The sequence below is a fragment of the Castellaniella ginsengisoli genome (assembly GCF_040955415.1).
Lineage (GTDB): Bacteria > Pseudomonadota > Gammaproteobacteria > Burkholderiales > Burkholderiaceae_B > Castellaniella > Castellaniella ginsengisoli.
In genome coordinates, this window is the sequence record NZ_CP158257.1 from 2208651 (window position 1) to 2231930 (window position 23280).

General features: G+C 66.3%; 21 protein-coding genes and 1 riboswitch. Of the genes, 5 read left to right on the forward strand and 16 right to left on the reverse strand.

Features of this window, described 5'->3' with window-relative positions; all coding sequences use genetic code 11:
* From ABRZ00_RS10450 to ABRZ00_RS10460, 3 genes are all read right to left on the reverse strand, one after another.
* Positions 1–1209 (reverse strand): HlyD family efflux transporter periplasmic adaptor subunit, encoded by a 1209-nt coding sequence (locus tag ABRZ00_RS10450; RefSeq protein ID WP_343839508.1) that lies wholly within the window; start codon positions 1207–1209, stop codon positions 1–3.
* A gap of 37 nt (positions 1210–1246) precedes the next feature.
* Positions 1247–2677, reverse strand: a complete 1431-nt coding sequence (locus ABRZ00_RS10455) for an efflux transporter outer membrane subunit (protein WP_368644269.1) — start codon at positions 2675–2677, stop codon at positions 1247–1249.
* A gap of 92 nt (positions 2678–2769) precedes the next feature.
* Positions 2770–3309 (reverse strand): MarR family winged helix-turn-helix transcriptional regulator, encoded by a 540-nt coding sequence (locus ABRZ00_RS10460; protein ID WP_368642057.1) that lies wholly within the window; start codon positions 3307–3309, stop codon positions 2770–2772.
* Positions 3310–3349: 40 nt separating this feature from the next.
* Here ABRZ00_RS10460 and ABRZ00_RS10465 point away from each other — a divergent pair, with 40 nt between their 5' ends.
* The gene (locus tag ABRZ00_RS10465) at positions 3350–4270 is read left to right on the forward strand and encodes a DMT family transporter (RefSeq protein ID WP_368642056.1); all 921 of its coding nucleotides are present in this window, start codon (positions 3350–3352) and stop codon (positions 4268–4270) included.
* Positions 4271–4303: 33 nt separating this feature from the next.
* Here ABRZ00_RS10465 and ABRZ00_RS10470 read toward each other — a convergent pair whose 3' ends face one another.
* The 5 genes from ABRZ00_RS10470 to norR form a co-directional block, all read right to left on the reverse strand.
* Positions 4304–5488: a patatin-like phospholipase family protein gene (locus ABRZ00_RS10470; RefSeq protein ID WP_368642055.1), complete on the reverse strand. Its 1185-nt coding sequence runs from the start codon at positions 5486–5488 to the stop codon at positions 4304–4306.
* Positions 5475–6374 carry a LysR substrate-binding domain-containing protein gene (locus ABRZ00_RS10475; protein WP_343839034.1) on the reverse strand — a complete coding sequence of 300 codons (900 nt, stop codon included), beginning with the start codon at positions 6372–6374 and terminating at the stop codon, positions 5475–5477. The genes ABRZ00_RS10470 and ABRZ00_RS10475 overlap by 14 nt, the downstream gene beginning before the upstream one ends.
* A gap of 90 nt (positions 6375–6464) precedes the next feature.
* On the reverse strand, positions 6465–6842 hold the full coding sequence (locus ABRZ00_RS10480) for a SirB2 family protein (RefSeq protein ID WP_343839036.1): 378 nt from the start codon (positions 6840–6842) through the stop codon (positions 6465–6467).
* A gap of 22 nt (positions 6843–6864) precedes the next feature.
* Positions 6865–8655, reverse strand: a complete 1791-nt coding sequence (locus ABRZ00_RS10485) for an ABC transporter ATP-binding protein/permease (protein ID WP_368642054.1) — start codon at positions 8653–8655, stop codon at positions 6865–6867.
* A gap of 128 nt (positions 8656–8783) precedes the next feature.
* A complete protein-coding gene (norR, locus tag ABRZ00_RS10490; protein ID WP_368642053.1) occupies positions 8784–10370 on the reverse strand; it encodes a nitric oxide reductase transcriptional regulator NorR in 1587 nt (528 codons plus the stop codon).
* A gap of 193 nt (positions 10371–10563) precedes the next feature.
* Between norR and ABRZ00_RS10495 the strand changes: the two genes are divergently transcribed.
* Positions 10564–12843, forward strand: a complete 2280-nt coding sequence (locus ABRZ00_RS10495) for a nitric-oxide reductase large subunit (RefSeq protein WP_343839042.1) — start codon at positions 10564–10566, stop codon at positions 12841–12843.
* Between the two features lie 75 nt (positions 12844–12918).
* On the opposite strand, the gene ABRZ00_RS10500 is transcribed toward ABRZ00_RS10495, so the two are convergent.
* From ABRZ00_RS10500 to panD, 3 genes are all read right to left on the reverse strand, one after another.
* Positions 12919–13359, reverse strand: coding sequence for a nucleoside deaminase (locus tag ABRZ00_RS10500; protein WP_343839044.1), 441 nt, complete (start codon positions 13357–13359; stop codon positions 12919–12921).
* An 88-nt stretch (positions 13360–13447) separates the two neighbouring features.
* Positions 13448–14713 (reverse strand): cytosine permease, encoded by a 1266-nt coding sequence (locus ABRZ00_RS10505; RefSeq protein ID WP_368642052.1) that lies wholly within the window; start codon positions 14711–14713, stop codon positions 13448–13450.
* Between the two features lie 52 nt (positions 14714–14765).
* Positions 14766–14858: riboswitch (TPP riboswitch) on the reverse strand.
* Positions 14859–14888: 30 nt separating this feature from the next.
* Positions 14889–15302 (reverse strand): aspartate 1-decarboxylase, encoded by a 414-nt coding sequence (gene panD, locus ABRZ00_RS10510; protein ID WP_368642051.1) that lies wholly within the window; start codon positions 15300–15302, stop codon positions 14889–14891.
* Positions 15303–15491: 189 nt separating this feature from the next.
* On the opposite strand from panD, the gene ABRZ00_RS10515 reads away from it, so the two are divergent.
* On the forward strand, positions 15492–17129 hold the full coding sequence (locus ABRZ00_RS10515; protein WP_368642855.1) for a SulP family inorganic anion transporter: 1638 nt from the start codon (positions 15492–15494) through the stop codon (positions 17127–17129).
* Positions 17130–17153: 24 nt separating this feature from the next.
* On the opposite strand, the gene ABRZ00_RS10520 is transcribed toward ABRZ00_RS10515, so the two are convergent.
* The 5 genes from ABRZ00_RS10520 to ABRZ00_RS10540 all read right to left on the reverse strand — a co-directional run bounded on the left by ABRZ00_RS10520 (position 17154) and on the right by ABRZ00_RS10540 (position 20956).
* Positions 17154–17348, reverse strand: a complete 195-nt coding sequence (locus ABRZ00_RS10520; protein WP_343839049.1) for a ribbon-helix-helix protein, CopG family — start codon at positions 17346–17348, stop codon at positions 17154–17156.
* Entirely contained in the window at positions 17345–18103 is a 759-nt protein-coding gene (locus ABRZ00_RS10525; protein ID WP_368642050.1) for a lipoate--protein ligase family protein, read from the reverse strand. Before ABRZ00_RS10525 ends, ABRZ00_RS10520 begins: the two co-directional genes overlap by 4 nt.
* A 16-nt stretch (positions 18104–18119) precedes the next feature.
* On the reverse strand, positions 18120–18590 hold the full coding sequence (locus ABRZ00_RS10530) for a TM2 domain-containing protein (RefSeq protein ID WP_368642049.1): 471 nt from the start codon (positions 18588–18590) through the stop codon (positions 18120–18122).
* Positions 18591–18689: 99 nt separating this feature from the next.
* Complete coding sequence (glpK, locus tag ABRZ00_RS10535) at positions 18690–20183, reverse strand: glycerol kinase GlpK (protein ID WP_368642048.1); 1494 nt, start codon at positions 20181–20183, stop codon at positions 18690–18692.
* 8 nt (positions 20184–20191) lie between these two features.
* The gene (locus tag ABRZ00_RS10540; protein WP_343839514.1) at positions 20192–20956 is read right to left on the reverse strand and encodes a DeoR/GlpR family DNA-binding transcription regulator; all 765 of its coding nucleotides are present in this window, start codon (positions 20954–20956) and stop codon (positions 20192–20194) included.
* 132 nt (positions 20957–21088) lie between these two features.
* On the opposite strand from ABRZ00_RS10540, the gene ABRZ00_RS10545 reads away from it, so the two are divergent.
* Both ABRZ00_RS10545 and ABRZ00_RS10550 read left to right on the forward strand, forming a co-directional pair.
* Complete coding sequence (locus ABRZ00_RS10545) at positions 21089–22162, forward strand: ABC transporter ATP-binding protein (protein WP_343839053.1); 1074 nt, start codon at positions 21089–21091, stop codon at positions 22160–22162.
* A 1-nt stretch (position 22163) separates the two neighbouring features.
* Positions 22164–23273 carry an ABC transporter ATP-binding protein gene (locus tag ABRZ00_RS10550; protein ID WP_343839054.1) on the forward strand — a complete coding sequence of 370 codons (1110 nt, stop codon included), beginning with the start codon at positions 22164–22166 and terminating at the stop codon, positions 23271–23273.
* Positions 23274–23280 lie beyond the last annotated feature (7 nt).

Genomic DNA, 23280 nt, shown 5'->3' on the forward strand with positions numbered 1-23280 from the left:
TCATGAGTCGATGTTGTCCTGGATGATCCGACGGATGCGGGCATCGATCCCGGCCGTGTCATGGTCGTAGACCGGGGTGCTCAGGGCGACTGCGGATGCCTCGCCGCTCTGGCCCTGTGCGTCCTGGCCCGCCTGCTCGGGCGTGGAGGACAAATCGACTTCGACCGTCATCGACAACCCTACGCGCAGGGGGTGCGCCTGGAGTTCCTGCGGATCCAGCCGGATGCGCACAGGCACCCGCTGGATGACTTTGATCCAGTTGCCGCTGGCATTCTGTGCCGGCAGCAGGGCGAAGGCGCTGCCGCTTCCGGCGGCGATGCCGGCCACCGTGCCGTGGTAGGTGATCTTGCGGCCGTACAGGTCGGAAATCAGCGTGGCTTTCTGGCCTGGCCGCATGGCGTCGAGCTGGTTTTCCTTGAAATTGGCTTCCACCCACAGGCTGTCCAGCGGCACGACCGTCATCAGCGGCGCGCCCGGCTGGATGCGTTGCCCCAACTGGACGGAGCGCTGGGCGACCATGCCGCCTACCGGGGCCAGGATGCGGGTGCGCTCGCTGGCGAGCCAGGCCTGGCGCACTTGATCGGCGGCCTGCAGCACGTCGGGGTGGGTCGAGACTGTGCTGTTGCGCGTCAGGGCCTGATTGGTGGCCAGTTTGGCGCGCGAAGCCGCCAGGCCGGCGCGCGCCTGGGCCAGAACGGCCTCGGCGGATTTCACGGCGACCTGAGCGTGCAGCAGTTCTTCGCCGCTGACGCCGCCGGTGCCGCGCAGGGCGTTGCGCCGTTGCAGATCGTTGTGCGCCTTGCTGAGCAGCGTTTTCGCCTGGGCGACGTTGGCCTCGCCGACGGCGACATCGGCCGCCAGGGCGTCGTTCTGAACGAAGAGGGTTCGGGTATGGCGCACGGCCTGGGCCAGGGCGGCCTGGGCCTGGGCCAGGGCGATGTCCGTGTCGCTGCCGTCCAGGGTCACGAGCCGGTCGCCCTGTGTCACGGTCTGGGTTTCTTCAGCGCCGATGGCGATGACCGTGCCGGGAATCTGCGCGCTGATCTGCACCAGATTGCCGTGGACGTAGGCGTCGTCCGTGGATTCATGGTGAGCGGCAAAGAGCAGCCACCACGCGCCGTAAAGCAGGGCGGCAAGAACGAAGAGGCCCGTGGCCCAGAGCATCAGGCGGGCGCGGGCGGGGGAAGTGCTGGGACTGGTTGCGGTCATGATGTGATCGGAGGTCATGATGTGATCAGAAGAAAGTTCACGGTTGGGTCGGGTCCGCGGTGGCGCCGGGCGCGCCGCCGTCCTGGGCGTAGCCGCCGCCCAGGGCGGTCGCCAACTGAACATCCAGAAGATAGGCGCGGGCATGCAGGTCGGTGGTTTTCACGGTCTGATTCAGGGCTTCGCTTTGCGCCAGCAGCACCTGCACAAAATTGCCCAGGCCGGCCTTGTAGCGGCCCAGTGCGACGTCGTAGGCCGAGGTGATGGCCTTCATGCTGGCTTCCTGGTGGCGGATCTGTTCATGCAACGATTTGATCGAGTCACGTGCGTCGGCCACTTCACGCAGAGCGCCCAGGACAGTTTCGTTGTAGCGGGCGATGGCCTCGTCTCGCTCGGCACGGCGGCCCTCGAGCCGAGCGTTCAGCCCGCCGGCATTGAAAATCGGCAGGGTGATCACGGGGCCGGCGCTGTAGTTCTCGCTGCTGCTGCGGATCAGTTTGTCCATGCCCTGCGACAAGTAGCCGAAAGTGGCCGAGAGATCGATATTGGGCAGGAAATCGGCCTTGGCGGCGGAGACTTCGGCGCCTGCCGCCTCGGCCTGCAGGCGGGCGGCGGTGATGTCGGCGCGCCGGCCCAGCAGGGCCATGGGCAGGCGCTCGGGCACGCCCGGCGGCAGCGCGGCGCCCGGGCGCGCGGCGAGGGCCGGCAGTTGCTCGGGCGACCGCCCCATCAGGGCGGCCAACTGGTTGCGCAGAAGCTGAGCGTTGTTGCGTGCCTGGTTGAGCTGCACCCGGGCGGCGGACACCGCCGAATCGGCCTGATCCACGTCCACCTGGGTTCCCAGGCCGTTCTCATAGCGGCCGCGGGTGATATTCAGGGCCTCTTGCAGCTTGCCGACGATGTGGCCGATGGCTTCGGCTTGGGCGCGGGCGTTCTGTAGTTGGAAGTAGGCCTGGGCGACCGCCGAAACCAGCAGGACCCGGGCCTGTTGGCGGGAGGCCTCGGCGGCGGCGGCGCGTTGCCCGGCGGCGCTGGCCAAGGCGCGCTGGCGGCCCCAGAGATCCGGATTGAAATTCAGTTGTATCCCCAACCCGGTGTCGGTCTCGTACGAGCCGCCCAAGGGCGGCGGGTAGATGTAATTTTCGGTATAGCGCTGTCGCGTGAAGTGGTAGTTGGCGCCGGCCTGCGGCCATTGGAGGGCGCGCGCACCGCGCGCGGCGGCTTGGGCCATGCGCACACGGGCGGCGGCGGCTTCAAGAGAAGGATTCGATTGCAGGGCCTGGTCGATCAGATGGTCGAGCTGCCCATCCTGATAGCGCGTCCACCAGTGATCGCCGGGCCAGGCGATGACGGTGTCGGATGACAGCGACAGGGCCTGTGCATCAAGCGCCCGAGTGACGGGCTGCCCCGGATCCATGGGGGCGCAGGCAGAGAGGGAAAAAGCGAGCAGCAGGGGGATGAACGGTTTCATGCTGACAAAAAGCTGAACATTGTTGATGGGGTCTGTATCTGACTAGGCAGTTATATGGCGCAAGGCATCGATGTTGGAAAGGCTCGGAAAAATCAGGGGGTTTTAGCGCTGTCCGCGGCTTGCTGCAGGAACTGTTCGCCGTTGTCGATCATGCGTTTGAGCAGGGCGATCAGCAGATGGATCTCGTCCTCGGAGAAGCCGTTCAGATGGATGTTCAGCGTTTCGGCGATGGCCGGTAAAATCTGGGCGGCGACGGCGCGTCCGGCATCCGTCGGCACGATTTTCACGACGCGCCGATCTTCGGGCACGCGTTCGCGCCGCACGAACCCTTTGGATTCCAGGCGGTCCAGCATGCGCGTGGTAGCGCCTGTGTCCACATCGAGGGTTCGCGCCAGTTCGGCCGGGGTGTCGATGCCCCTGTGCAGGATCAGCAGCAAGGGCCGCCACTGGTTGGCCGTCAGGCCCAGGGGACAGGCTTGCAAGTCGATGACCCGGTGCAGCAGATTATGCACGTGCTTGATGAGCAGGCCGATGTTGCGTTCGGGACTCAGGTCGTTGATTGTACGGCCGTAGTACCTGAAGTCGGTCTCTGGTTCGGGGGAGGGGGGGCCGCTGGGCCGGGTCTCTTGCATGCTAAAATTTTATCAGAGCAATAACTGACTAGGCAAATAGGTGACGCCTCCTTCGCGCAGCATGTTCTGGACCGGTTTTGTGCTGGCGGGCCTGGGTGCCGTCCTGTTTTCGGCCAAGGCCATCGTCGCCAAGCTGTTGTACCTGCACGGGGTGGATGCGCTGGATGTGATCGGCTTTCGCATGCTGCTGGCCTTGCCGTTCTTTGCCTGCATTGCCTGGATTCAGATGGCCCGCGCGCGGCAGGGGCGGCTGGTGCGGCTGGGCCGGCGGGACGGCTTGCGCATCGCGGTGCTGGGGGTCATCGGCTACTATTTATCCAGCTTTCTCGATTTTCTGGGGCTGCAGTATATTTCCGCCGGGCTGGAGCGTTTGATCCTGTTCTTGTCGCCGACCTTCGTGCTGCTGTTTTCCGCCTGGTTTCTGCGCAGACCCATTGCCCCGCGCCAGTGGCTCGCCATGGCGCTGGCCTACGGCGGGGTCGCCCTGGTGTTCTGGGCCGACCTGTCGCTCACGGGCGATGATGTGATTCTGGGATCCGCCTGCGTGCTGGGCGCCGCGTTTTCCTATGCCATGTACCTGATCGGCTCGGGGGAACTGATCGAGCGGGTCACGGCCACCCGGCTGACCGCCTATGCAATGACAGTCTCGGCGGGGGTGACGATGGTGCATTTCTTCACGGTCAAGGGCCTGTCCGGCCTCGACCAGAGTCTGCCGGTTTACGGTCTGTCCCTGATCCACGCCACGCTGAACACGGTGCTGCCGACGTTCATGATCATGTGGTCGGTGGCGCGCATCGGCGCGCCGCTGACGGCGCAACTCGGGCTGTTGGGGCCGGTGTCGATCCTGTTTCTGGCCTGGCTGTTCCTGGGCGAACCGATTACCGCGCTTCAGGTGGCGGGCACGATCCTGGTGGCCGTCTCGGCCCTCGTGCTGGGATACCGGCCGCGTGCTCGCGATTGAAGGCCCGCCGCGCCTGGCGGGCGAATGTGCTTCTTATTTCATGCCTTCTTCGATCTCGTCGCGATGCACGTCGTGGGTGACGAAGCCGGCCACGTTGTCGGGCATCGTCAGATACCGGGGATGGGCCAGCGTGTTGCGGATGTCCTGCAGTCCCGTGGCCCAGTGTTCCCGCATCGTCGCCAGGCCGAACTGGTAGTCGCGGAAGTGCTGCTCGTAGGGCTTGTCGCGATAGATCAGGTGGATGATGTTGCTGCGCTTGCCGCAGGCCAGTTCGGCGGCTTGCCGGCAGGCCGCGTCGCCGGTGCGCTGCTTGGCCGGCACCCGGTCCAGAACTTCGCGCAGCAGGCGCTGCATTTTGCGGTAGGTCTGCATTTGATCGGTCACCATCCGGGTACGGCTGGAATAGCGGATATCCTGGATGCGGTCGCCGACTTCGCTCAGGCTGCGCGGCACCGGCCCGCGCGCCGACCACAGATCCACCTGGAACACCAGGGTGTCGCGGGCCAGATTCTGCTCCAGCACCCGGGACAGGGGGGTGTTGGAGACCAGGCCACCGTCCCAGTAGTACTCGCCATCGATTTCGATGGCGGGGAAGGCCGGGGGCAGGGCACCCGAAGCCATGAAATGCTCGGGTTGCAGGCGGGTGCGGCGGTTGTCGAAATAGACGAAGTTTCCAGTACGCACATTGACGGCGCCGACCGAGACATGCAGCCCGCTGTCGTTGATGCGGTCGAAGTCGCAGAGAGACTCCAGCGTGTCTTTCAGCGGGCGGGTGTCGTAATGGCCGACGCTGGCCGGGTCCAGGGCCGCCGCCAGGGCCGCCGGCGGAAAGCGTGGCCGGAAGAAGCCTTTCTGGCCGACCATCAACGCGCTTCCGGCATGCACCGCGCCGAGAAACTGGCGCGCCAGATCGTTGATCTGGAACAGGCTGTGTTCGACCATGGGATTGGCCGCGGGCCCGATGTAGGGTTGGCAGATGGTGTTCCAGAAGGCATGGAGCCGTTCCACGCGCCGCTCGGCCGGGTTGCCGGCGATGATGGCGGCGTTCAGCGCGCCGATGGAGATCCCGGCCAGGTCGGTCAGTTCGATGCCCGCCTCGTTCAGGCCCTCGTAGACGCCGGCCTGGTAGGCGCCCAGTGCGCCGCCGCCTTGCAACACCAGAGCGCGTGCCTCATAGGCCCGGGCGGCGGCCGACGGATGAATTTCAGTCTTGGGCATGGGGTTTGACCTCCAGGGATTGCAGGAATGCCTCGATCAGGGCGCCGCGATAGCGGCTTCGGTGCAGGACGATGGACAGACGCCGGTCCAGCCGCAGGAACGGGGTGCGCAAAACGCGCAGCCGGCCCGTCGCCACGGCGTCCAGGGTGGCGGCATAGGGCAGGCAGGCGATGCCCAGGCCGGCGATCACGGCCTGCTTGATGGCTTCGATCTGTCCCAATTCCAGCAGAATACGCCCCGGAGGCAGCGCGCTCATGGCTTGTTCGGTCAGGCTGCGGGTGGCCGAGCCTCGTTCGCGCAGAATCCAGCGGGCATCGGCGAAATCCCGGGGCTGCAGACGCGCGCGCCGCGCCAGCGGGTGCGCGGGCGCGGCGCAGACGACCAGCGCGTCGTTGCGCCAGGGCAGAGTCTCCAGTTGGGCATGATGCACCGGGCCTTCCACGCACGCGATGTCCACGGCGTGATCGAGAAGCAGGCGCGTGATGTCCCGGGTGTTGTCGACGGTGAGGCGCAGGGCCACCAGGGGATGCCGGGCGGCGATCGGGCCCAGGAGTTCGCCAACCAGGTAGTTGCCGACCGTGTTGCTGGCGCCGATGCGCAGTTCGCCTTCCAGGGTGCCGCAGGCGTCGGGGTGGCGGCGTTGCATGTCGCCCAGGCGCTCCAGAATTTCGCGGGCGAGAGGCAGTTGCTCAGCCCCCTGGGCATTGAGGCGCAGGCGGCCCCGCTCGCGGTCGAACAGGGGGGCGCCCAGTTGGCGCTCGAGTTCGCCCAAGGCCATGCTGACGGCGGGCTGGGTCAGGTGCAGCCGGTCTGCCGCTTGGCGCACGCCTCCGGCCGTCGCGACCGCAACAAAGACTTCGATCTGGCGGATGCTGAGGCCGAGCATGGCGGTCGGTGGTCCGATAAATATCAGCTTTATTTATATCACGACCGCGAAAGCCCGGAATTTCTGATGGGTTTCTGTATGACCCTGTCTTCAACTGAACCAGGACAGGGGGCTCTTGCTCAGGGCCACGCCTACGATGTAGGCGAAGATTGCCACGGCGATCACGGCCGCAATCAGCCGCGAGCGGGGCGTGCGGCCGCGCTTGATGGCGTACGAGCCGACGCCGATGTAGGCGATCAGCAGGACGATCTTGCTCAGGATCCAGGGCTGCTCGGGACCGATCATGGCCGCCAGGATGACGCCGCAGACCAGCAGCACGGTATCGACCACGTGCGGCAGGATGCGGACCAGGCGGTGCTGCAGCAGGGCTGATCCGGTGACGGACCAGTAGGCCCGGATGAGAAACAGGACGATGCTCAGGGTGACGGCCGTGACGTGCAGGTGCTTGATGGGGAAGTAGTAGTTCATGGGGTGGGGCTCCGGTGTGGCTTTATTCGATCGGGTTCAGGGTCCAGCCGCCGCTTTCGCCTTGCAACGACAACTCGGCGCCATGGTGCCGGCGCAGCGTGCTGCGATGGCCCACGCTGATGACGCGTGCATCCGGCAGTTGTTCGCGCAGCAGGCGATACATGGCATCCTCCAGGCCTTCGTCCATGGCGGACGTCGCCTCGTCCAGGAATGCGGCCTGGGGGCGGGCGATCAGCAGGCGGCCGAAGGCCAGGCGCTGCTGTTCCCCCAGCGACAGGATGCGGCTCCAGTCATCCTCGGTGTCGAGCCGGTCGCGCAGGTGGCCCAATTGCACGCGGTCCAGGATGGCTTCGTCCTGCCCGGGCGGGACGTTGTCGGCGGGTTGCGGGTAGTGCAGGGCCTGGCGCAGGGTGCCCAGCGGCAGGTAGGGCTTCTGGGCCAGGAACAGGGCGGACACGTCCGGACGGATGATCTCGCCCGAGCCGTGCGGCCAGATGCCGGCGATCGTGCGCAGCAGCGTGGTCTTGCCCGCGCCCGAGGGGCCGCGTACCAGCAGCGGCTGGCCGGGGGCGACTTCCAGGTTCAGGTCACGGATCAGCGTCTGGCCGTCCGGGCGGTTCACGTTCAGCCCCAGCAGCGCCAGGCGGCTGCCATCCTGGTGGGTGCGCGGCAGTTCCATGGCTCGCGCCGCGTCGATGGCGTCGTCGAATCCCGCCAGACGTTCCAGCGTGGCACGATAAGTGGCGAAGCTGTCGTAGACATTGCGGAAGAAGGACAGATTGTCCTGCAGGCGGCCGAAGGCCTGGGCCGTTTGGATCAGATCGCCCAGGCTGATCTGCTTGGAGAAGAAGCGCGCGGACTGGAGGATGAAGGGAAAGACCACGGCCGTCTGGGTCACGACGAAGTTGAATCCCAGAAATTTCAAAGACCGGTGGATGATGTCCCAGGCGTTGCCGATGACCTGGGCGAATCCGTTGCGCAGCGTCCTGCCTTCGACGCGCTCGCCGCGATAGAAGGCGATGCTTTCCGCGTATTCGCGCACGCGCACCAGGGCGTAGCGGTAGTCGGCGTTCAGTTTTTCATTGAGGAAGTTCAGCCGGATGAGCGGCTTGCCGATCCAGATGGCCAGCAGGGTGGCCAGGAAGACGTAGATGAAGACCAGAAACACCATGGCCCGGGGGATTTCGTAGCCCAGCACGGTCATGGGGCCCGACAAATTCCACAGGATCACCGTGAAGGCGATGGTGGACACGAGCGCATTGATCAGGCCCACGGCCAGGGTCATGGAGCTCTGGGCGAAATTGGTGATGTCCTGCTGGATCCGCTGGTCGGGGTTGTCGGCCAGGTGGCTGAGCGACTGCGAGCGGTAATAGGCCTGGCCCTGCATCCAGCGGCTCAGCAGTTGTTCATTGAGCCATTCGCGCCAGTGCACGATGAAAGCCTGCTGGACGTAGAAATCGAACAGGGAACGGATCACGTGGATGGCGGCCAGCAGCGAGAACAGCAGCATCGCCGCCCAGAAGCCGGGTTCGTCCAACTCCTGCAGCGCGCTGTACATGGTGTTGTACCAATTGGAAAACAGCACGTCCAGGCGCACGGCCGCGAGCGTCAGCAACAGGATGAGCGCGACGCCGGCCAACGGTTTCCAACTGCGGCGCGGAGAAAAGTAGCCTGCGCTCAGCCGCCGGAATTGCCGTCCCCAGTGCGTAAAGCGCATCAGGCCCCAGACGGTTGCGGCGCCGAACAGCAGGGTGAGGGCATAGGCCTTGGCCAGCCACAGGCCGCTTTCGATCAGGGCGTCTTGCCATTGCATGGGAGGCGGTTCCTTGAGGGAGGGTGGGGTGCCCGGCGAGCCGGGTCAAGCGTGAGGATTGTAGTTGGAGGCGTCCGGATACGGAATAGTTCCGGTGCGCGCGGCGGGCGGCGGCCCGGGCGGGCGATTCAGCGCAGGGCGCCTGGTTCTTGCTTCAGGCCCAGGCGGCGGGCGAGTTTGTGCAGATTACTGGGATCCAGCTCTAGCGTGCGGGCGGCCTGCGCCCAGTTGCCGCCGGCCGCGGTCAGTGCTTCGCCGATGGCGCGGCGCTGGCAGGCCTCGACGCTGTCGCGCAGCGGCGGGATGGCGTCCGCAGGCCGGGCTTCGGGCGGTGGCGCGGCGGCATCGCCGGTTTGGGTCTGCGCTTGAGTCTTGGCTTCCGTCGCGGGTTCGGGCGGAGTGATGTCGAGGTCCAGCAGTTCCGGCCCGATAGTCAGCACCTGGTCGCGCGATGCGCCCCGGCTGAGCATCTTCAAGGCGGCGCGGCTGATGACGTGCTCCAGTTCGCGGACGTTTCCGGGCCAGGGGTATTGGCGCAGGGCGCGTTCGGCTTCATAGGACAGGCGCACGCCGCGCAAACCCAGGCGGGCGCGGCTGAATTCCAGGAAATGCCCGGCCAGGATCAGGACGTCGCGGTCGCGCTCGCGCAGCGGCGGAATCGGAATGGGATAGACCGAGAGCCGGTGATACAGGTCGGTACGAAACAGTCCCGCCTGGGTGTTGGCTTTCAAGTCGCGGTTGGTGGCGGCGATGATGCGGACATCGGTCTTGATGACCTGGTCGGTGCCCAGCCTCTGGATTTCGCCGTTCTGCAGCACGCGCAGCAGCTTGGCCTGCAGGCTGAGCGGCAGTTCCCCCACCTCGTCCAGGAAAAGCGTGCCGCCCTGTGCGGCTTCGAAGCGCCCGGGCCGGTCGGTCGTCGCCCCCGAGAAGGCGCCCTTCACGTGGCCGAACAGCTCGCTCTCCGCCAGGGACTCGGGCAGCGCCGCGCAATTCACCTGGATCATGGGCCGCTCGCTGCGGCGCGAGTGCCGGTGAAGGCGGCGGGCAAACAAATCCTTGCCGACGCCGGTCTCGCCCAGCAACAGGATGGGCAGGTCCGAGTCGGCCACCAGATCGATCTCATGCAGCAGCGACTGGATGGCTTCACTGTGCCCCAGGATTTCGGTGACTTCACCGATGTGCTCCAGCCCCTGCTGGGAACTGCCCAGTTGGCGCAACTGGCGGTTCTCGCGCTCCAGGTCGGTGACGCGGACGGCCGCCTGCAGGATCAAGCCCAGCCGCAGCAGCCGCGCGCGGGCTTTTTCGTCGAAAGTGCCGGTGGCCAGCGCATCCAGCGTCATGATCCCCCAGGGGCGGTCGTCGCGGTAGAGCGTCATGCCCATGCAGTCGTGCACGGGCAGCGGTGAGCCCTTGCGGTCGTCCAGCAAACCGTCGTAGGGGTCCGGCAGCACGCTTTCGGGGTCGAACCAGGTCGGTTCGCGGCGCGACAGGATCGTGGCGAAACGCGGATGCTGGGCGACGATGAAGCGCCGGCCCAGGGCCTCATGGGCCAGGCCGGCGGCTGCGACCAGGTGCAGAGTGTCCGCCGCGTCCAGCATCAACAGCCCGACGGCGTCGCAGGCAAAGGCCGCGCGGATGGCCGTGGCGGCGCGTTGCAGGCGTACGCCATCGGGCAGGTCGGCGGACAGATCGTCCAGCAAGGTGGTTTCCATAGGGTTGTTTATACCATCTAAAGGTATTTTTCACCCTGTTTAAAAGGGTAAAAAATACCGTTTTTGATCTATGTCAGTAGTTTCCCTAGGTAAAAGAGTTGGCACGCTTGTTGCTTGGTTGAGGGTGAAGCAAACACGTGGCGCCTGACGGCGCCGTATCCGGAACCTCTCGCGGCTGCAGAAGGAGCGCAGAATGGGTGAGTACAAGAAGTTATGGTGGACGCTGATCGGCGTTCTTGTGGTGGCGTTCGGCGTCCTTGGGTGGATGGGCAAGGAAGTCTACAACCAGGCGCCGCCCATTCCGGCCCAGGTGTCCACGGCCGATGGCCGGGTCCTGATGACCGAGACTCAGATCCTGGACGGCCAGAGCGCCTGGCAGTCGGCGGGCGGGATGACCGTCGGTTCCATCTGGGGGCACGGCGCCTACCAGGCGCCGGACTGGACCGCGGACTGGCTGCACCGCGAACTGTCCGCCTGGCTGGATCTGGCTGCGCAGGACCAGTATGGGATGAACTTCGCCCAACTGGACGAGGACGCCCAGGCCGTGCTGCAACGCCGCCTGAAGACGGAATACCGCAAGAACACCTACGATGCCGCAACCGGCGCCGTGCTGGTGTCCGACCGGCGCGCTCAGGCCATCGCCGAGACGGCTGCCTACTATGACAAGCTGTTCGGAGACGATCCCGCCCTGCAGGGGTCGCGCAAGAGCTTCGCCATGAAGGAAGGCACGCTGCCGTCTGCCGAAGCCCGCGCCCGTCTGGCGGACTTCTTTTTCTGGACCGCCTGGGCCGCTGCGACCGAACGGCCGGGCACCGAAGCGACCTACACCAACAACTGGCCGCATGAGCCGCTGATTGACAACGTGCCGACGGCGGAAAACATCATCTGGTCCATCATGAGCGTGATCATCCTGATCGCGGGGGTGGGCCTGCTGGTGTGGGGCTGGGCTTTCACCCACAAGGAACACGAGGACGACGGCCCCGTGCCGGCGCGCGATCCGGTGCTGCAGATTCCCCTGACGGCTTCGCAACGCGCCCTGGGCAAGTACCTGTTCCTGGTCGTGGCCCTGTTCGTGTCGCAGATTTTCATCGGCGGCTTCACCGCGCACTACACGGTCGAGGGCCAGACTTTCTACGGCATCAACGTATCCGAATGGCTGCCGTATTCGCTGGTGCGCACCTGGCACATCCAGGCGGCGCTGTTCTGGATCGCCACGGGCTTTCTTGCCGTCGGCCTGTTCGTGGTGCCGATCCTGAACGGCGGCAAGGATCCGAAGCACCAGAAGCTCGGTGTGGACGTCCTGTTCTGGGCGTTGATCCTGGTGGTCGTGGGGTCCTTTACCGGCAACTTCGCCGCCATCGCCCACCTGATTCCCGCCGAATGGAATTTCTGGCTCGGTCACCAAGGGTATGAATACGTCGAACTGGGCCGCTTGTGGCAGATCGGCAAGTTCCTGGGCATCGTGTTCTGGCTGTTCCTGATGCTGCGCGGCATCGTGCCGGCGTTCAAGCAAAAGGGCGACAAAAACCTGCTGGCCTTGTTCAGCGCCTCGGTGATCTGCATCGGCTTGTTCTACGGCGCGGGCCTGGCCTACGGCGAGAAGACCCATATCTCCGTCATGGAGTACTGGCGCTGGTGGGTGGTCCACCTTTGGGTCGAAGGCTTCTTCGAGGTGTTCGCCACCACGGCGCTGGCTTTCATCTTCTCGACCATGGGTCTGGTGTCCAAGCGCGGCGCCACGATCGCCAGCCTGAGCTCGGCCGTGCTGTTCATGCTGGGCGGCACCCCGGGCACCCTGCACCACATGTACTTCTCGGGCACCACCACTCCGATCATGGCGATCGCCGCCTCGTTCAGCGCGCTGGAAGTCGTGCCGCTGGTCGTGCTGGGCTATGAGGCCTGGGAAAACTGGCGTCTGAAGGAACGTGCGCCGTGGATGGAAAACCTGAAGTGGCCGCTGAAGTTCTTCGTCGCCGTGGCGTTCTGGAACATGCTCGGCGCCGGTGTGTTCGGCTTCATGGTCAATCCGCCGATCGCGCTCTACTACATCCAGGGCCTGAACACCACGGCGGTGCATGCGCACGCGGCCCTGTTCGGCGTGTACGGTTTCCTGGCCCTGGGCTTCACCCTGTTCGTGCTGCGTTATCTGCGCCCCAACATGCAGTTCAATGAAAGTCTCATGAAGACGGCATTCTGGTGCATGAACATCGGCCTGGTGATGATGATCTCCCTGAGCCTGCTGCCGATCGGCCTGATGCAGTTCCATGCCAGCTACAGCGTGGGTACCTGGTGGGCGCGCGGCGAGACGTTCATGCAGCAGGACATCCTGCAGACCCTGCGCTGGGTCCGGACCTTCGGCGACGTGGTGTTCATCGTCGGCGGCCTGGGCGTGATGTGGCAGGTCGTGACCTCGCTGTTCGACGGCAAGACCGCGCCGGCCTCCGACGCCGGCCTGGCCGCGCAGCGGACGTAAGCCGCTTCAGCTTGCAAAGGGGCGCCCGAAACGGGCCCCCGACCCGGCCCGCCTCGGAAGAGGCGGGCTTTTTTTTCAGACCCCGATGTCTTCGTTCCAGAGATGCGGCTGCTCGGCGATGAAGCGGCGCATCATGTCCAGGCATTCCGGGTCCTGCAGGACCTCGACCTCGACGCCGCGCGAGATGAGCAATTCCTCCTCGCCCATGAAAGACTGGTTTTCGCCGATGACCACGCGGGGGATGCCATACAGCAGGATCGTGCCGCTGCACATGGCGCAGGGAGAGAGGGTGGTGTAGAGTACGGATTCGCGATAGACGTCTGCCGTCTGGCGGCCGGCGTTTTCGAGCGCGTCCATCTCGCCGTGCAGGATCGCACTGCCTTTTTGCACGCGCTGGTTGTGGCCCCGGCCGATGATCTCGCCCCGGTAGGCGATCACCGAGCCGATGGGGATGCCGCCTTCGGCCAGCCCCCGGCGCGCTTCCTCGATGGCCGCCTGCATGAAGAGATTGCTCATGGCTTCGTCTCCCGAATGAGGTTCTTGGAAGCCTTCATGATACGGGTGCCGGACGGCCGGGGGAACCCGGGGCGGCCGCATTGCCCGCTCAGGCGGCCGGCGCGGTCCGCAGGCCGGCGCGTGCGCCGAGCGCGCCCAGGGCGAAGGTCAGCAAGAGCGTCGGCAGGGCGCTGCCGTAGTGCGGCGCCCATTGCGCCAGGATGTGATAGACCGCGATTCCCAGCACCCAGGTCAGCGCCGGAGCGACGTGCAATGCGCGGGGCGCATCGGCCAGGCGGGCGGGCTGCGTCCCCAGGCGCCCCAGGATGGTGCCGAACAGCGGTACGAACACCGAACTGAGCGTCAGCAGGAAGGGCTCCAGCGTATGCATGGGCAGCACCATCGCCAGCCCGATGGACACTGCGGCCAGGACCGTGCCCCAGGTCTTCAGGCTCGCGCCCTGCCACAGGCTGTGAGCGGAGACGGAGCCCGAATACAGGTCGCCGTAGGTGTTGTCCAGTTCGTCGATCAGGATCAGCCCCAGGGCCACCAGGCCGCCTTGGGCCAGGAGCAGGGCGGCGACCATGTCCAGGTCCGGGCCGGTGACGGTGATCACCAGCACGCCCAGGGCGTAGCACCAGATGTTGGCGATCGCATAGCCCAGCCAGGTGCCGCCCAGGGCGCCACGGCCGCTGCGGCCATGCCGGGCATAGTCCGCGACCAGCGGCAGCCAGGAGACCGGCATGGCGATCACCAGGTCCAGCGCCTGGAAGGCGTTCATGCTGCCGTCGCCGGTCCGCCGCCACAGGGCGTGCAGCCCGTCGGCATCCAGTTTGAGGGCGAACTGGACGGTCAGCCAGATCAGCGACAGGATCACCAGGGGCAGGCCGATGCGGCTGACGATGCGCCGCACCAGCGTGATCATGGAGCCGCGCAGCAGGGCCAGGACGACCAGCCCCCAGAACAGGGTGGGCAGCGCCAGCCCCATGTCCAGTCCCAGCGCCTGGCGCGCGATGGCGGCGGTGCCGTCGCGCATCACGACCAGTTCGAAGGTCGCCCAGCCGAGCAGTTGCACGATGTTGAGCAGCACGGGCAGCCGGGCGAAGCCGCGGCCGTAGGCGGCATGGATCAGGCCGGCGCTGGACAGGCCGCTGTCGCAGCCCAGGCGCGCGACCCAGGCCAGCAGGCCGGCGCCCAGGATCGATCCGACGATGACGGCCGCCAGGGCGTCGCGCGTGCCCAGCGCCGGCACCAGGTAGGCGCCGACCTGCATGACCAGAAGGCCGACGCCCAGGCTGAACCACAGGGCGGCGTGGTCGCCCCAGCCGAACACGCGTTCGGGGGCGGTAGAGGCGGGAGAGGGGGTTGTCTGCATGGCGTGCCTGTCGGAAAAGGCGGAAAGCAGACGCGAACGGCGGACGGACCACTGCCGTGGCGAGCTGCTTTCCTGCGCGAGGATGATCTCAATCAGGTTCGAAGGGACTGTCTCAGCCGCCGTGGCGGCACCCCTAGCGAGGCTCGGTAAAAGGCGAATCGGGTTCGATTGTAGCTCAGTCGAACTGTACGATCTCGAAGCTCAGGCGGCCCTGGGCGTCGCGCCCGACGGAATAGCCCAGATGCTCGCGCACGCGATTGTCGGGGTGAAAAGTCAGCACCACCGGCTTGATGTGCTCCAGTTCGGCTTCCTGGATGTATTCCGAATTGGCGATAATGACTTCGTCGCCACGTTGGCAGGTGCGTGCCGCAGCGCCGTTCAGGATGCAGCAGCGCGAGCCGCGCTCGCCGTAGATCACGTAGGTGCTGATGCGGGCGCCGGAGTTCTTGTTCCAGATGTCCACGAATTCCATGGGCAGGATGCCGGCGGCTTCGCAGTGGTCGGGGTCCAGGGTGATGGAGCCGTGGTAATCCAGGTCGGCCCCGGTGACGCGGATGCCATGCAGCTTGGCGCGGACGATTTTTCTCACTTGAAATCCGGAAGGGAAGATTGAGCAGCCGGCATTTTAGCGCGTTGCATTGCAGCATCGCTCGGCTGCCCACAAGACCGTCCCGACATCCTCATAGGATTATAATGTGATGTTCATTGACCAAGACCGCGTGCCGCATGGGCGGAGCAGACATCGGATGCGGTCGTGCGGAGCGATCGAAAGAAAATGATGTTTGCTGCACGGGACGCCTGGAAGGCTGGACTGTGGGCCCCCCGGCATTGGGCGGGCAATATCGTGGCCGGCGTGATCGTCGGTGTGGTCGCCTTGCCGCTGGCCATGGCTTTTGCGATTGCTTCCGGCGTCAAGCCGGAGCAAGGCCTGTACACCGCCATCGTGGCGGGGGTGGTGGTGTCGCTGTTTGGCGGCAGCCGGGTGCAGATCGCCGGCCCCACGGGCGCGTTCATCGTCATCCTGTCGGGCATCGTGGCCGAACACGGGGTGGTGGGCCTGCAACTGGCCACCCTGATGGCGGGCCTGATGCTGTGCGCCTTCGGCCTGGCCCGCCTCGGCGGCGTGATCCGCTACATTCCCCTGCCGGTGATCCTGGGCTTTACGGCCGGCATCGGCATCATTATCTGGGTCGGGCAGTGGCAGGCCTTTTTCGGCCTGCCCCCGGTGCCGGGGCATTTTTTCCATGAAAAGCTCTGGTTCCTGTTGATGAATCTGCCGCGCCTCGATCCGGTGACCACTGCCGTAGGCCTGGGCTCGCTGGCGCTGGTGCTGCTGCCCCGCTGGGTGCCCACGTTGCGGTGGGTGCCGGGCCCGCTGCTGGCCTTGATCGTGGCGACGGTCCTGCAGGGGCTGCTCCAGTTTCCGCAACTGGCCACGATCGGCAGCACCTTCGGCGATTTGCCGCGCGGGCTGCCGCTGCCTCACTGGCCCGGGGGTGGGCTGGACAGGATCCTGCCGTTGATCGGCCCGGCGTTCGCCATCGCCCTGCTGGGAGCGATCGAATCGCTGCTATCGGCCGTCGTCGCCGACAGTATGGCCGGCACCCGGCACGACTCCAACGCCGAGCTTTTCGGCCAGGGCCTGGCCAACGTGATCGCCCCCCTGTTCGGCGGGATTGCGGCAACCGGCGCCATCGCGCGCACGGCCACCAATATCCGCAGCGGCGGCACGGCGCCGCTGGCCGGCGTGGTCCATGCCCTGGTGCTGGTTCTGGTCCTGCTGGCGTTCGCGCCGCTGGCGCGCAACATTCCTTTGGCCACCCTGGCCTCGATCCTGTTCGTCGTCGCCTGGAACATGAGCGAAACGCACCGCGTGGTGCGCCTGATCCGGCATGCGCCGCGCGCGGATGCCGTCATCTTGTGCCTGACGCTGCTGCTGACAGTCTTCGCCGATCTCGTCGTCGCGGTCAATATCGGTATTGTCCTGTCCATTCTGCATTTCTTGCATCGCATGGCGTCCAGCGTCGATGTGGCGCCGATGGCGCTGCCCGGTGCGGCTTTGCCGGGCGGGCCGGAATCCCGCATGCGTGCGCTGCAGGTCCGGGGGCCTTTGTTCTTTGCGGCGGTCGAATCCCTGCGCGCGGCATTCCGAAGCCAGGACGCCGATGTGCTGATCCTGTCCCTGGATCGGGTGCCGTTTGCCGACGCCACTGCGCTGCAGGCGCTCGACGACGAAATCGCGGCCGTACGGGCCCGCGGCGGGCGCGTCATCCTGTGCGGTGCCGATGCCAGGATCCGCGGCAAGCTGAACCGCATGGGGATCTTGTCCCGGCTGGGCGCGGGCGACTTCCAGCCCGATCTCGCGGCGGCATTGGATGCGGCGGGGCGCCCGCATTCGAACGCGGCCTCGTCATAGCCGCCGGTCTTCGCGCGGCGTCAGTCAGGGTTTGGGGCGCGGCTTGCTGGGCTTCCAGTCCACATGGTTCCTGCTCAGGTATTCCCGGATCATTTGCCGCACCACCTGCGAGGGAGTCAAGTCCTGGGAGGCGCAAAGCTGCTCGAAGGCTTTCTTCTTGTTCGGATCGATCAGCACCGTCAGTCGGGCGGTCTTGTTTTCGAGGGGTGGGGGGCTCATGGTTCTCTCGGTCGGGCCGGTGTGGTGATCGGTAACGGCGGCAAGGTCCGCAGGGCTTCCTGCAGCCGCCCCCGCAAGGCCGCCATGAAGCCGGGGCGTTCCGTGATCGGCAATTGGCTTTCCAGTGTCGCGATCCGGTCCCTGTGGTAGCGGCGGGGTGATCCTAATGCGGTTTCCAGCGCGTTGGCGCGCGCCGTCCACTCGCCAGGGTCGCCCTGCGCCAGGATGAGGGCGTGGGCCAGCCCTACGTGGCGGTCAGGCGCATGGCCCGGAATACGCCGCCAGACCTGGGCGGTGCCGGCAATCTTGCGTGCGGGGTCGGGAATGGCCAGATTGTACCGGCCATCGCAGAACGAGCCTTCGACGGCCTGGGCCCGGGTTTCGATGCCGAAGGCGGCCAGGGCCAGGCGGATCCACGTGCAGAGCTGCTGATAGAAGGCTTCGGAATGGTCGAGCGGGCGGCCGGCGAATACCTGCGCCAGGCTCAGGTTCAGAATGCCCGGCCCCTGGGGAACCACGCCGCCGCCCGATTGCCGGACGTGGATCGGGCAGCCCCGGGCGGCGAACTGTGCCTGGATGGCCGCGAATCCCGGTCGGGCCGCGTAGGTGCGCGGCACGACCAGTCCGGGGGCGCTTTCCCAGAGGCAGGCGACGGGCTCCCGGATGGCGGGGGCCAACAGGGTCTCGTCGGCCAGCGGCCCGGCCTCGACAGGCGCGGCCAGCAGGCGGTAAACGGCGGGACGAGGGGGCGGCATGGCCTGGCGCGAGGGCTTAGGACAACTGGGTTGTCGCGAAAGTGTCGTCGTCCATGAACAGATAGCGGATTGCATCGATCAGGCCCAGCACGACAGCCAGGGGCATGAAAATCCAGCAGAGAATCAGCAGCCCCAGGCCCCAGCCGATCTGGCCCAGGTAAAAGCGGTGTGCGCCCAGCCATCCCAGGAAGAGGGCAAGCACGATGGCGATCTTGCGCTGGCCGGCCGGGCGGCCCAGGGATTCGCCGCGCGAGCGCAGAATCCAGAGGCTGGCGGGGACCGTCAGGACGAGCGCCAGCACCACCTTGCCGGTATGGGCGCGCAGATATCCCATCGCCGCGAAATACAGGTCGCCGAAGTTGCGGATCAGCACGCCCGTCAGGGAAGAAATCCAGGCGAAGACCTCGCGAAAGACGGTCTCCCCGAAGCTCAGGGCGAGCAGGATGACGAGGAAAATCGCCACGACCAGGATGAGTTTCTTCAGCATGGGTGTCCTGTGCTTGTAGTGGCCGGGCGGCCGCCGGGCGCTTGCCCGGCCGGGCAGGAGCGCAACACCCCATTTTATAGGGATTGGGGGCGATCCGGTTCAGCGTGCGCAAGCCTGGCGGATGGCATGATCCCATGCAGCCATGCGGGCGGCGGCCTCGTCGCGCGGCATGGCCGGCTCGAAGCGGCGCTCGACGCGCCACAGCGATTCCAGTTCCTGCAGGTCGGCATAGACACCCGCCTGCAGCCCGGCCAGAAAGGCCGCGCCCAGCGCCGTGGTTTCGACCATGGTGGGACGCAGCACCGGGATGCCCAGCAGGTCCGCCTGGAACTGCATCAGCAGGTCGTTGACGCAGGCGCCCCCGTCCACACGCAATTCCTGCAGCGGCGCCGCGCCGGCCGCCTGGGCGTCGCGGCTCATGGCCTGCAGCAGGGCGGCGCTCTGGTAGGCGATGCTTTCCAGGGCCGCGCGGGCGATGTGGGCCATGGTGGTGCCGCGCGTCAGGCCGGTGATGGTGCCGCGCGCCTCGGGGTCCCACCAGGGGGCGCCCAGGCCGGTGAAGGCCGGCACGAACATGACACCGCCCGAATCCGGCACGCTGCGCGACAGTTCTTCGATGTCGCTGCTGCGCACGAAGGCGCGCAGGCCGTCGCGCAGCCACTGGACCACGGCGCCGCCGACGAACACGCTGCCTTCCAGCGCGTAGGCCAGGCGGTCGTCGGGCTGCGCGGCGCTGGTCGTCACCAAGCCATTGCCCGAGACCTGGAAGCGGTCGCCCGTATGCATCAGCATGAAGCAGCCCGTGCCGTAGGTGTTCTTGGCCATGCCGGGCCGAAAGCAGGCCTGGCCGAACAGCGCGCTCTGCTGGTCGCCGGCCACGCCGCAGATCGGCACGGCATGGCCCAGCAGGTCCGGGTCGGTTGCACCGAAGTCGGCGGAAGAGGGCAGGATGTCCGGCATCATGCGGGCCGGCACGTCCAGCCAGGCCATCAGTTCCGGGTCCCAGGCGTTGCGGTGCACGTCCATCAGCATGGTGCGCGCCGCATTGCTGACGTCGGTCCGGTGATGCCGGCCTCCGGTGAGTTTCCAGATCAGCCAACTGTCGACGGTGCCGAACAGCAGGTCGCCGGCCCGCGCCTTGGCGCGCGCCTCGGGGACGTGGTCCAGGATCCACTTCAGCTTGGTGGCGGAAAAGTAGGCGTCGATGCGCAGGCCGGTGCGCTTCAGGATTTCAGGTTCCAGCCCCTGCGTGCGCAGTTCGACGCACGTCGGCTCGGCCCGGCGATCCTGCCAGACGATCGCCGGATGGATGGGCTCTCCTGTGCGCCGGTCCCAGACGACGGTGGTTTCGCGCTGGTTGGTGATGCCGATGGCGCGCACGTCGCGCGCGGCGATGCCCGCCCGGTGGATCGCTTCGCTCATCGTATCGCGCTGCGTCTGCCAGATTTCCAGCGGATCATGCTCGACCCAGCCGGGCTGGGGATAGTGCTGGGTGAATTCCCGCTGCGCCAGACCCACGATGCGGCCGTGGCGGTCGAAGACGATGCTGCGGGTGCTGGAAGTTCCCTGGTCCAGGGCGAGCAGGTAAGTCATGGGGGTCCTCAGGGTGCGATGACGCAGTCCACGCCGGCGGCCTTGAGCAGGCCGGGAAAGGGTTCCGGCGGGCGGGCATTGGTGAACAGACGGCCAATCTGGGACAGTTCTCCCAGCCGGACCATGGCGGGCCGGTGGAACTTGCTGGTATCGGCGGCCATCCAGACTTCCCGGGCCGATTGCATGATGGCCTGGGACACCTTCACTTCCCGGAAATCGTAGTCGCGCAGGGTGCCGTCGGCCTCGATGCCCGAAATGCCCATCAGGGCGATGTCGGCGCGGAACTGGCGGATGAATTCCACCGTGGCTTCCCCCACGATGCCCAGGTCCCGGGGGCGGACGCTGCCGCCCGCCAGAATGACCTCGCAGCCAGGTTGCCGGCCCAGGGTATAGGCCACGTTGACATTGTTGGTGATGATGCGCAGCCCTGTGTGGCCCGCCAGGGCGCGCGCGATGGCTTCGGTGGTGGTGCCGATATTGATCAGCAGCGAACAGTCGTTGGGAATCTCCCGGGCGATCGCCTGGGCGATGCGCTCCTTTTCGGCGGCGTGCAACTGGGCGCGCTGGCGATAGGCGATGTTCTCGATGGTCGAATTGGGCAGCCGGACCCCGCCGTGGAAGCGGATCAGCAGGCTGGCCTCGGCGAGGCGCTGGACGTCGCGGCGGACGGTCTGAACCGTGACGTCCAGATCGTTGGCCAGGGTTTCCAGGCTGCAGGAACCCGCGCTCTGCAGGCGGTTGAGCAGCTTGAGCTGGCGTGGATTGGGGTGCATGGAATCGGCCTTCGTCATGACGGACACACTGTACAGCGAAAGGAAAGGAAAAAATCTTAGGGTTTATATGGACAGTAAAAAGAGTTAAAACGAACAATAATTCACAAAAAGGAACTTCTGGAGTAAGGGCTCATGCAACTCAAGCTGGCTGGCGTCGGCAAGAAAGTCGGCGCCGAAACCTGGCTCCACCCTCTGGATCTGGCGCCGCGGGAATCCGCCGTCACGGTCCTGCTCGGGGTGACCCGCGCCGGCAAGACCAGTCTGATGCGGCTGATGGCCGGCCTGGATGCGCCCACCTCGGGGCGGATCCTGGTCGACGACGTGGACGTCACCGGCCTGCCCGTGCGCCGCCGCAACGTCGCCATGGTGTATCAGCAGTTCATCAATTACCCGTCCATGACGGTCGCCGCCAACATCGCTTCGCCGTTGAAGCTGCGCGGCGAGGCCGACGTCATGCCTCGCGTGCGCGAGATTGCGCGTGCCTTGCACATCGAGGAATTCCTGGGCCGCCTGCCGTCCGAACTGTCCGGCGGCCAGCAGCAACGGGTCGCCCTGGCGCGCGCACTCGCCAAGGATGCCCCCTTGATGCTGCTGGACGAGCCTCTCGTCAATCTCGACTACAAGCTTCGCGAAGAGCTTCGCGAAGAACTCGGCGCTCTGTTCGACCAAGGCCGCTCCACCGTCATCTATGCCACGACCGAACCCGGCGAGGCCTTGCTGCTCGGCGGCTATACGGCCGTGCTGGATCAGGGCGAACTGCTGCAGTACGGCCCCACGCTGGACGTGTTCCAGCGTCCCGCATCGATCCGGGTGGCGCGCGCTTTCAGCGATCCGCCCATGAATTTCCTGGCCGGCCGCGCCGGCCGTACCGCCCTCAGCCTGTCATCGCTGGCGGGCGTGAGCCTGCCGGCGGGGCCGGACGTGCCCGATGGCGACGTGACCGTTGGCTTGCGCGCGGCCGATCTGTCGCTCATCGACCAGGGCGGAGACTGCCGGATTCCCGGGCGGGTCCAGCTCGCCGAAATCTCCGGCTCCGCCACGTATGTCCATGCCGAGACGCCGGCCGGCAATCTGGTGGCCCAGGTGCGGGGCGTCCAGCACCACAGTCTGGGAGACGCCGTGACGCTGCATTTTTCCAGCCGCCGGGCCTATGTATTCGGTCCGGATGAATCCTTGCTGCGTGCGCCCCAGGCGCGGGAGGCCTGAAATGGCGCGCATCGAACTCCAACTGGCCCACAGCTATGCGCGCACCGTCCGCTCCGACGCCGACTATGCGCTGCTGCCTTTGGATATCACCTTCGAGGACGGCGGAGCCTATGCCTTGCTGGGTCCGTCCGGCTGCGGCAAGACCACCATGCTCAACATCATTTCGGGGCTGGTGACCGCATCGCACGGCGTCATCCGCTTCGATGGCGTGGATTGCACCCGCGCCACGCCGCAGGAACGCAACATCGCCCAGGTGTTCCAGTTCCCCGTCATCTACGACACCATGACGGTGGGCGAGAACCTGGCATTTCCCTTGCGCAACCGCAAGGTGCCGGCCGCCCAGATCCGCGAGCGCGTCGGGCGCATCGCCGAGATGCTCGAGCTCTCCGCGCAGCTCGATCAGCGGGCGGCCAATCTGGCGGCCGACGCCAAGCAGAAAATCTCCCTGGGGCGCGGGCTGGTGCGGCCGGACGTGTCGGCCGTATTGTTCGATGAACCGCTCACGGTCATCGACCCGCACCTGAAATGGGAACTGCGCCGCAAGCTCAAGCAGATCCACCACGAACTGGGCCTGACGCTGATCTACGTCACGCACGACCAGGTCGAGGCCATGACTTTCGCCGATCAGGTGCTGGTGATGGCACGCGGCCGCGTGGTTCAGCAGGGCACCCCCGAAGACCTGTTCGAGCGTCCGCGCCATACCTTCGTGGGGCACTTCATCGGCTCGCCCGGCATGAACCTGCTGCCGGTCGAGGGGCGTGCCGACGGCGGGCTCTGGCTGGATGGGCTCAGTCTCGGCAGGCCGGCATCCGCTGCGTTGCCGGCGGGGCCGCTGACCCTGGGCATCCGCCCCGAATACCTGAGCCTCTCGTCCGAAGGCGGCGCAGGCACCGTGCCGGCCACGGTGACCCATGTGCGCCATGTGGGCACCAGCCAGTTGCTCAGCGCCCGCATCGGCGCCCTGGAAATCAAGGCCCATCTGCCGGTCGACGCCGTGCCTCCTGCGCCGGGCGCGGTCGTGCACCTGGCCCTGGTCGGCCCCCATACCCGTTATTACCGCAACGAAGAACTCGTGGAGGGGCCCGCGCACAGACCGGCCCCCGCAGCCTGATCCGTGC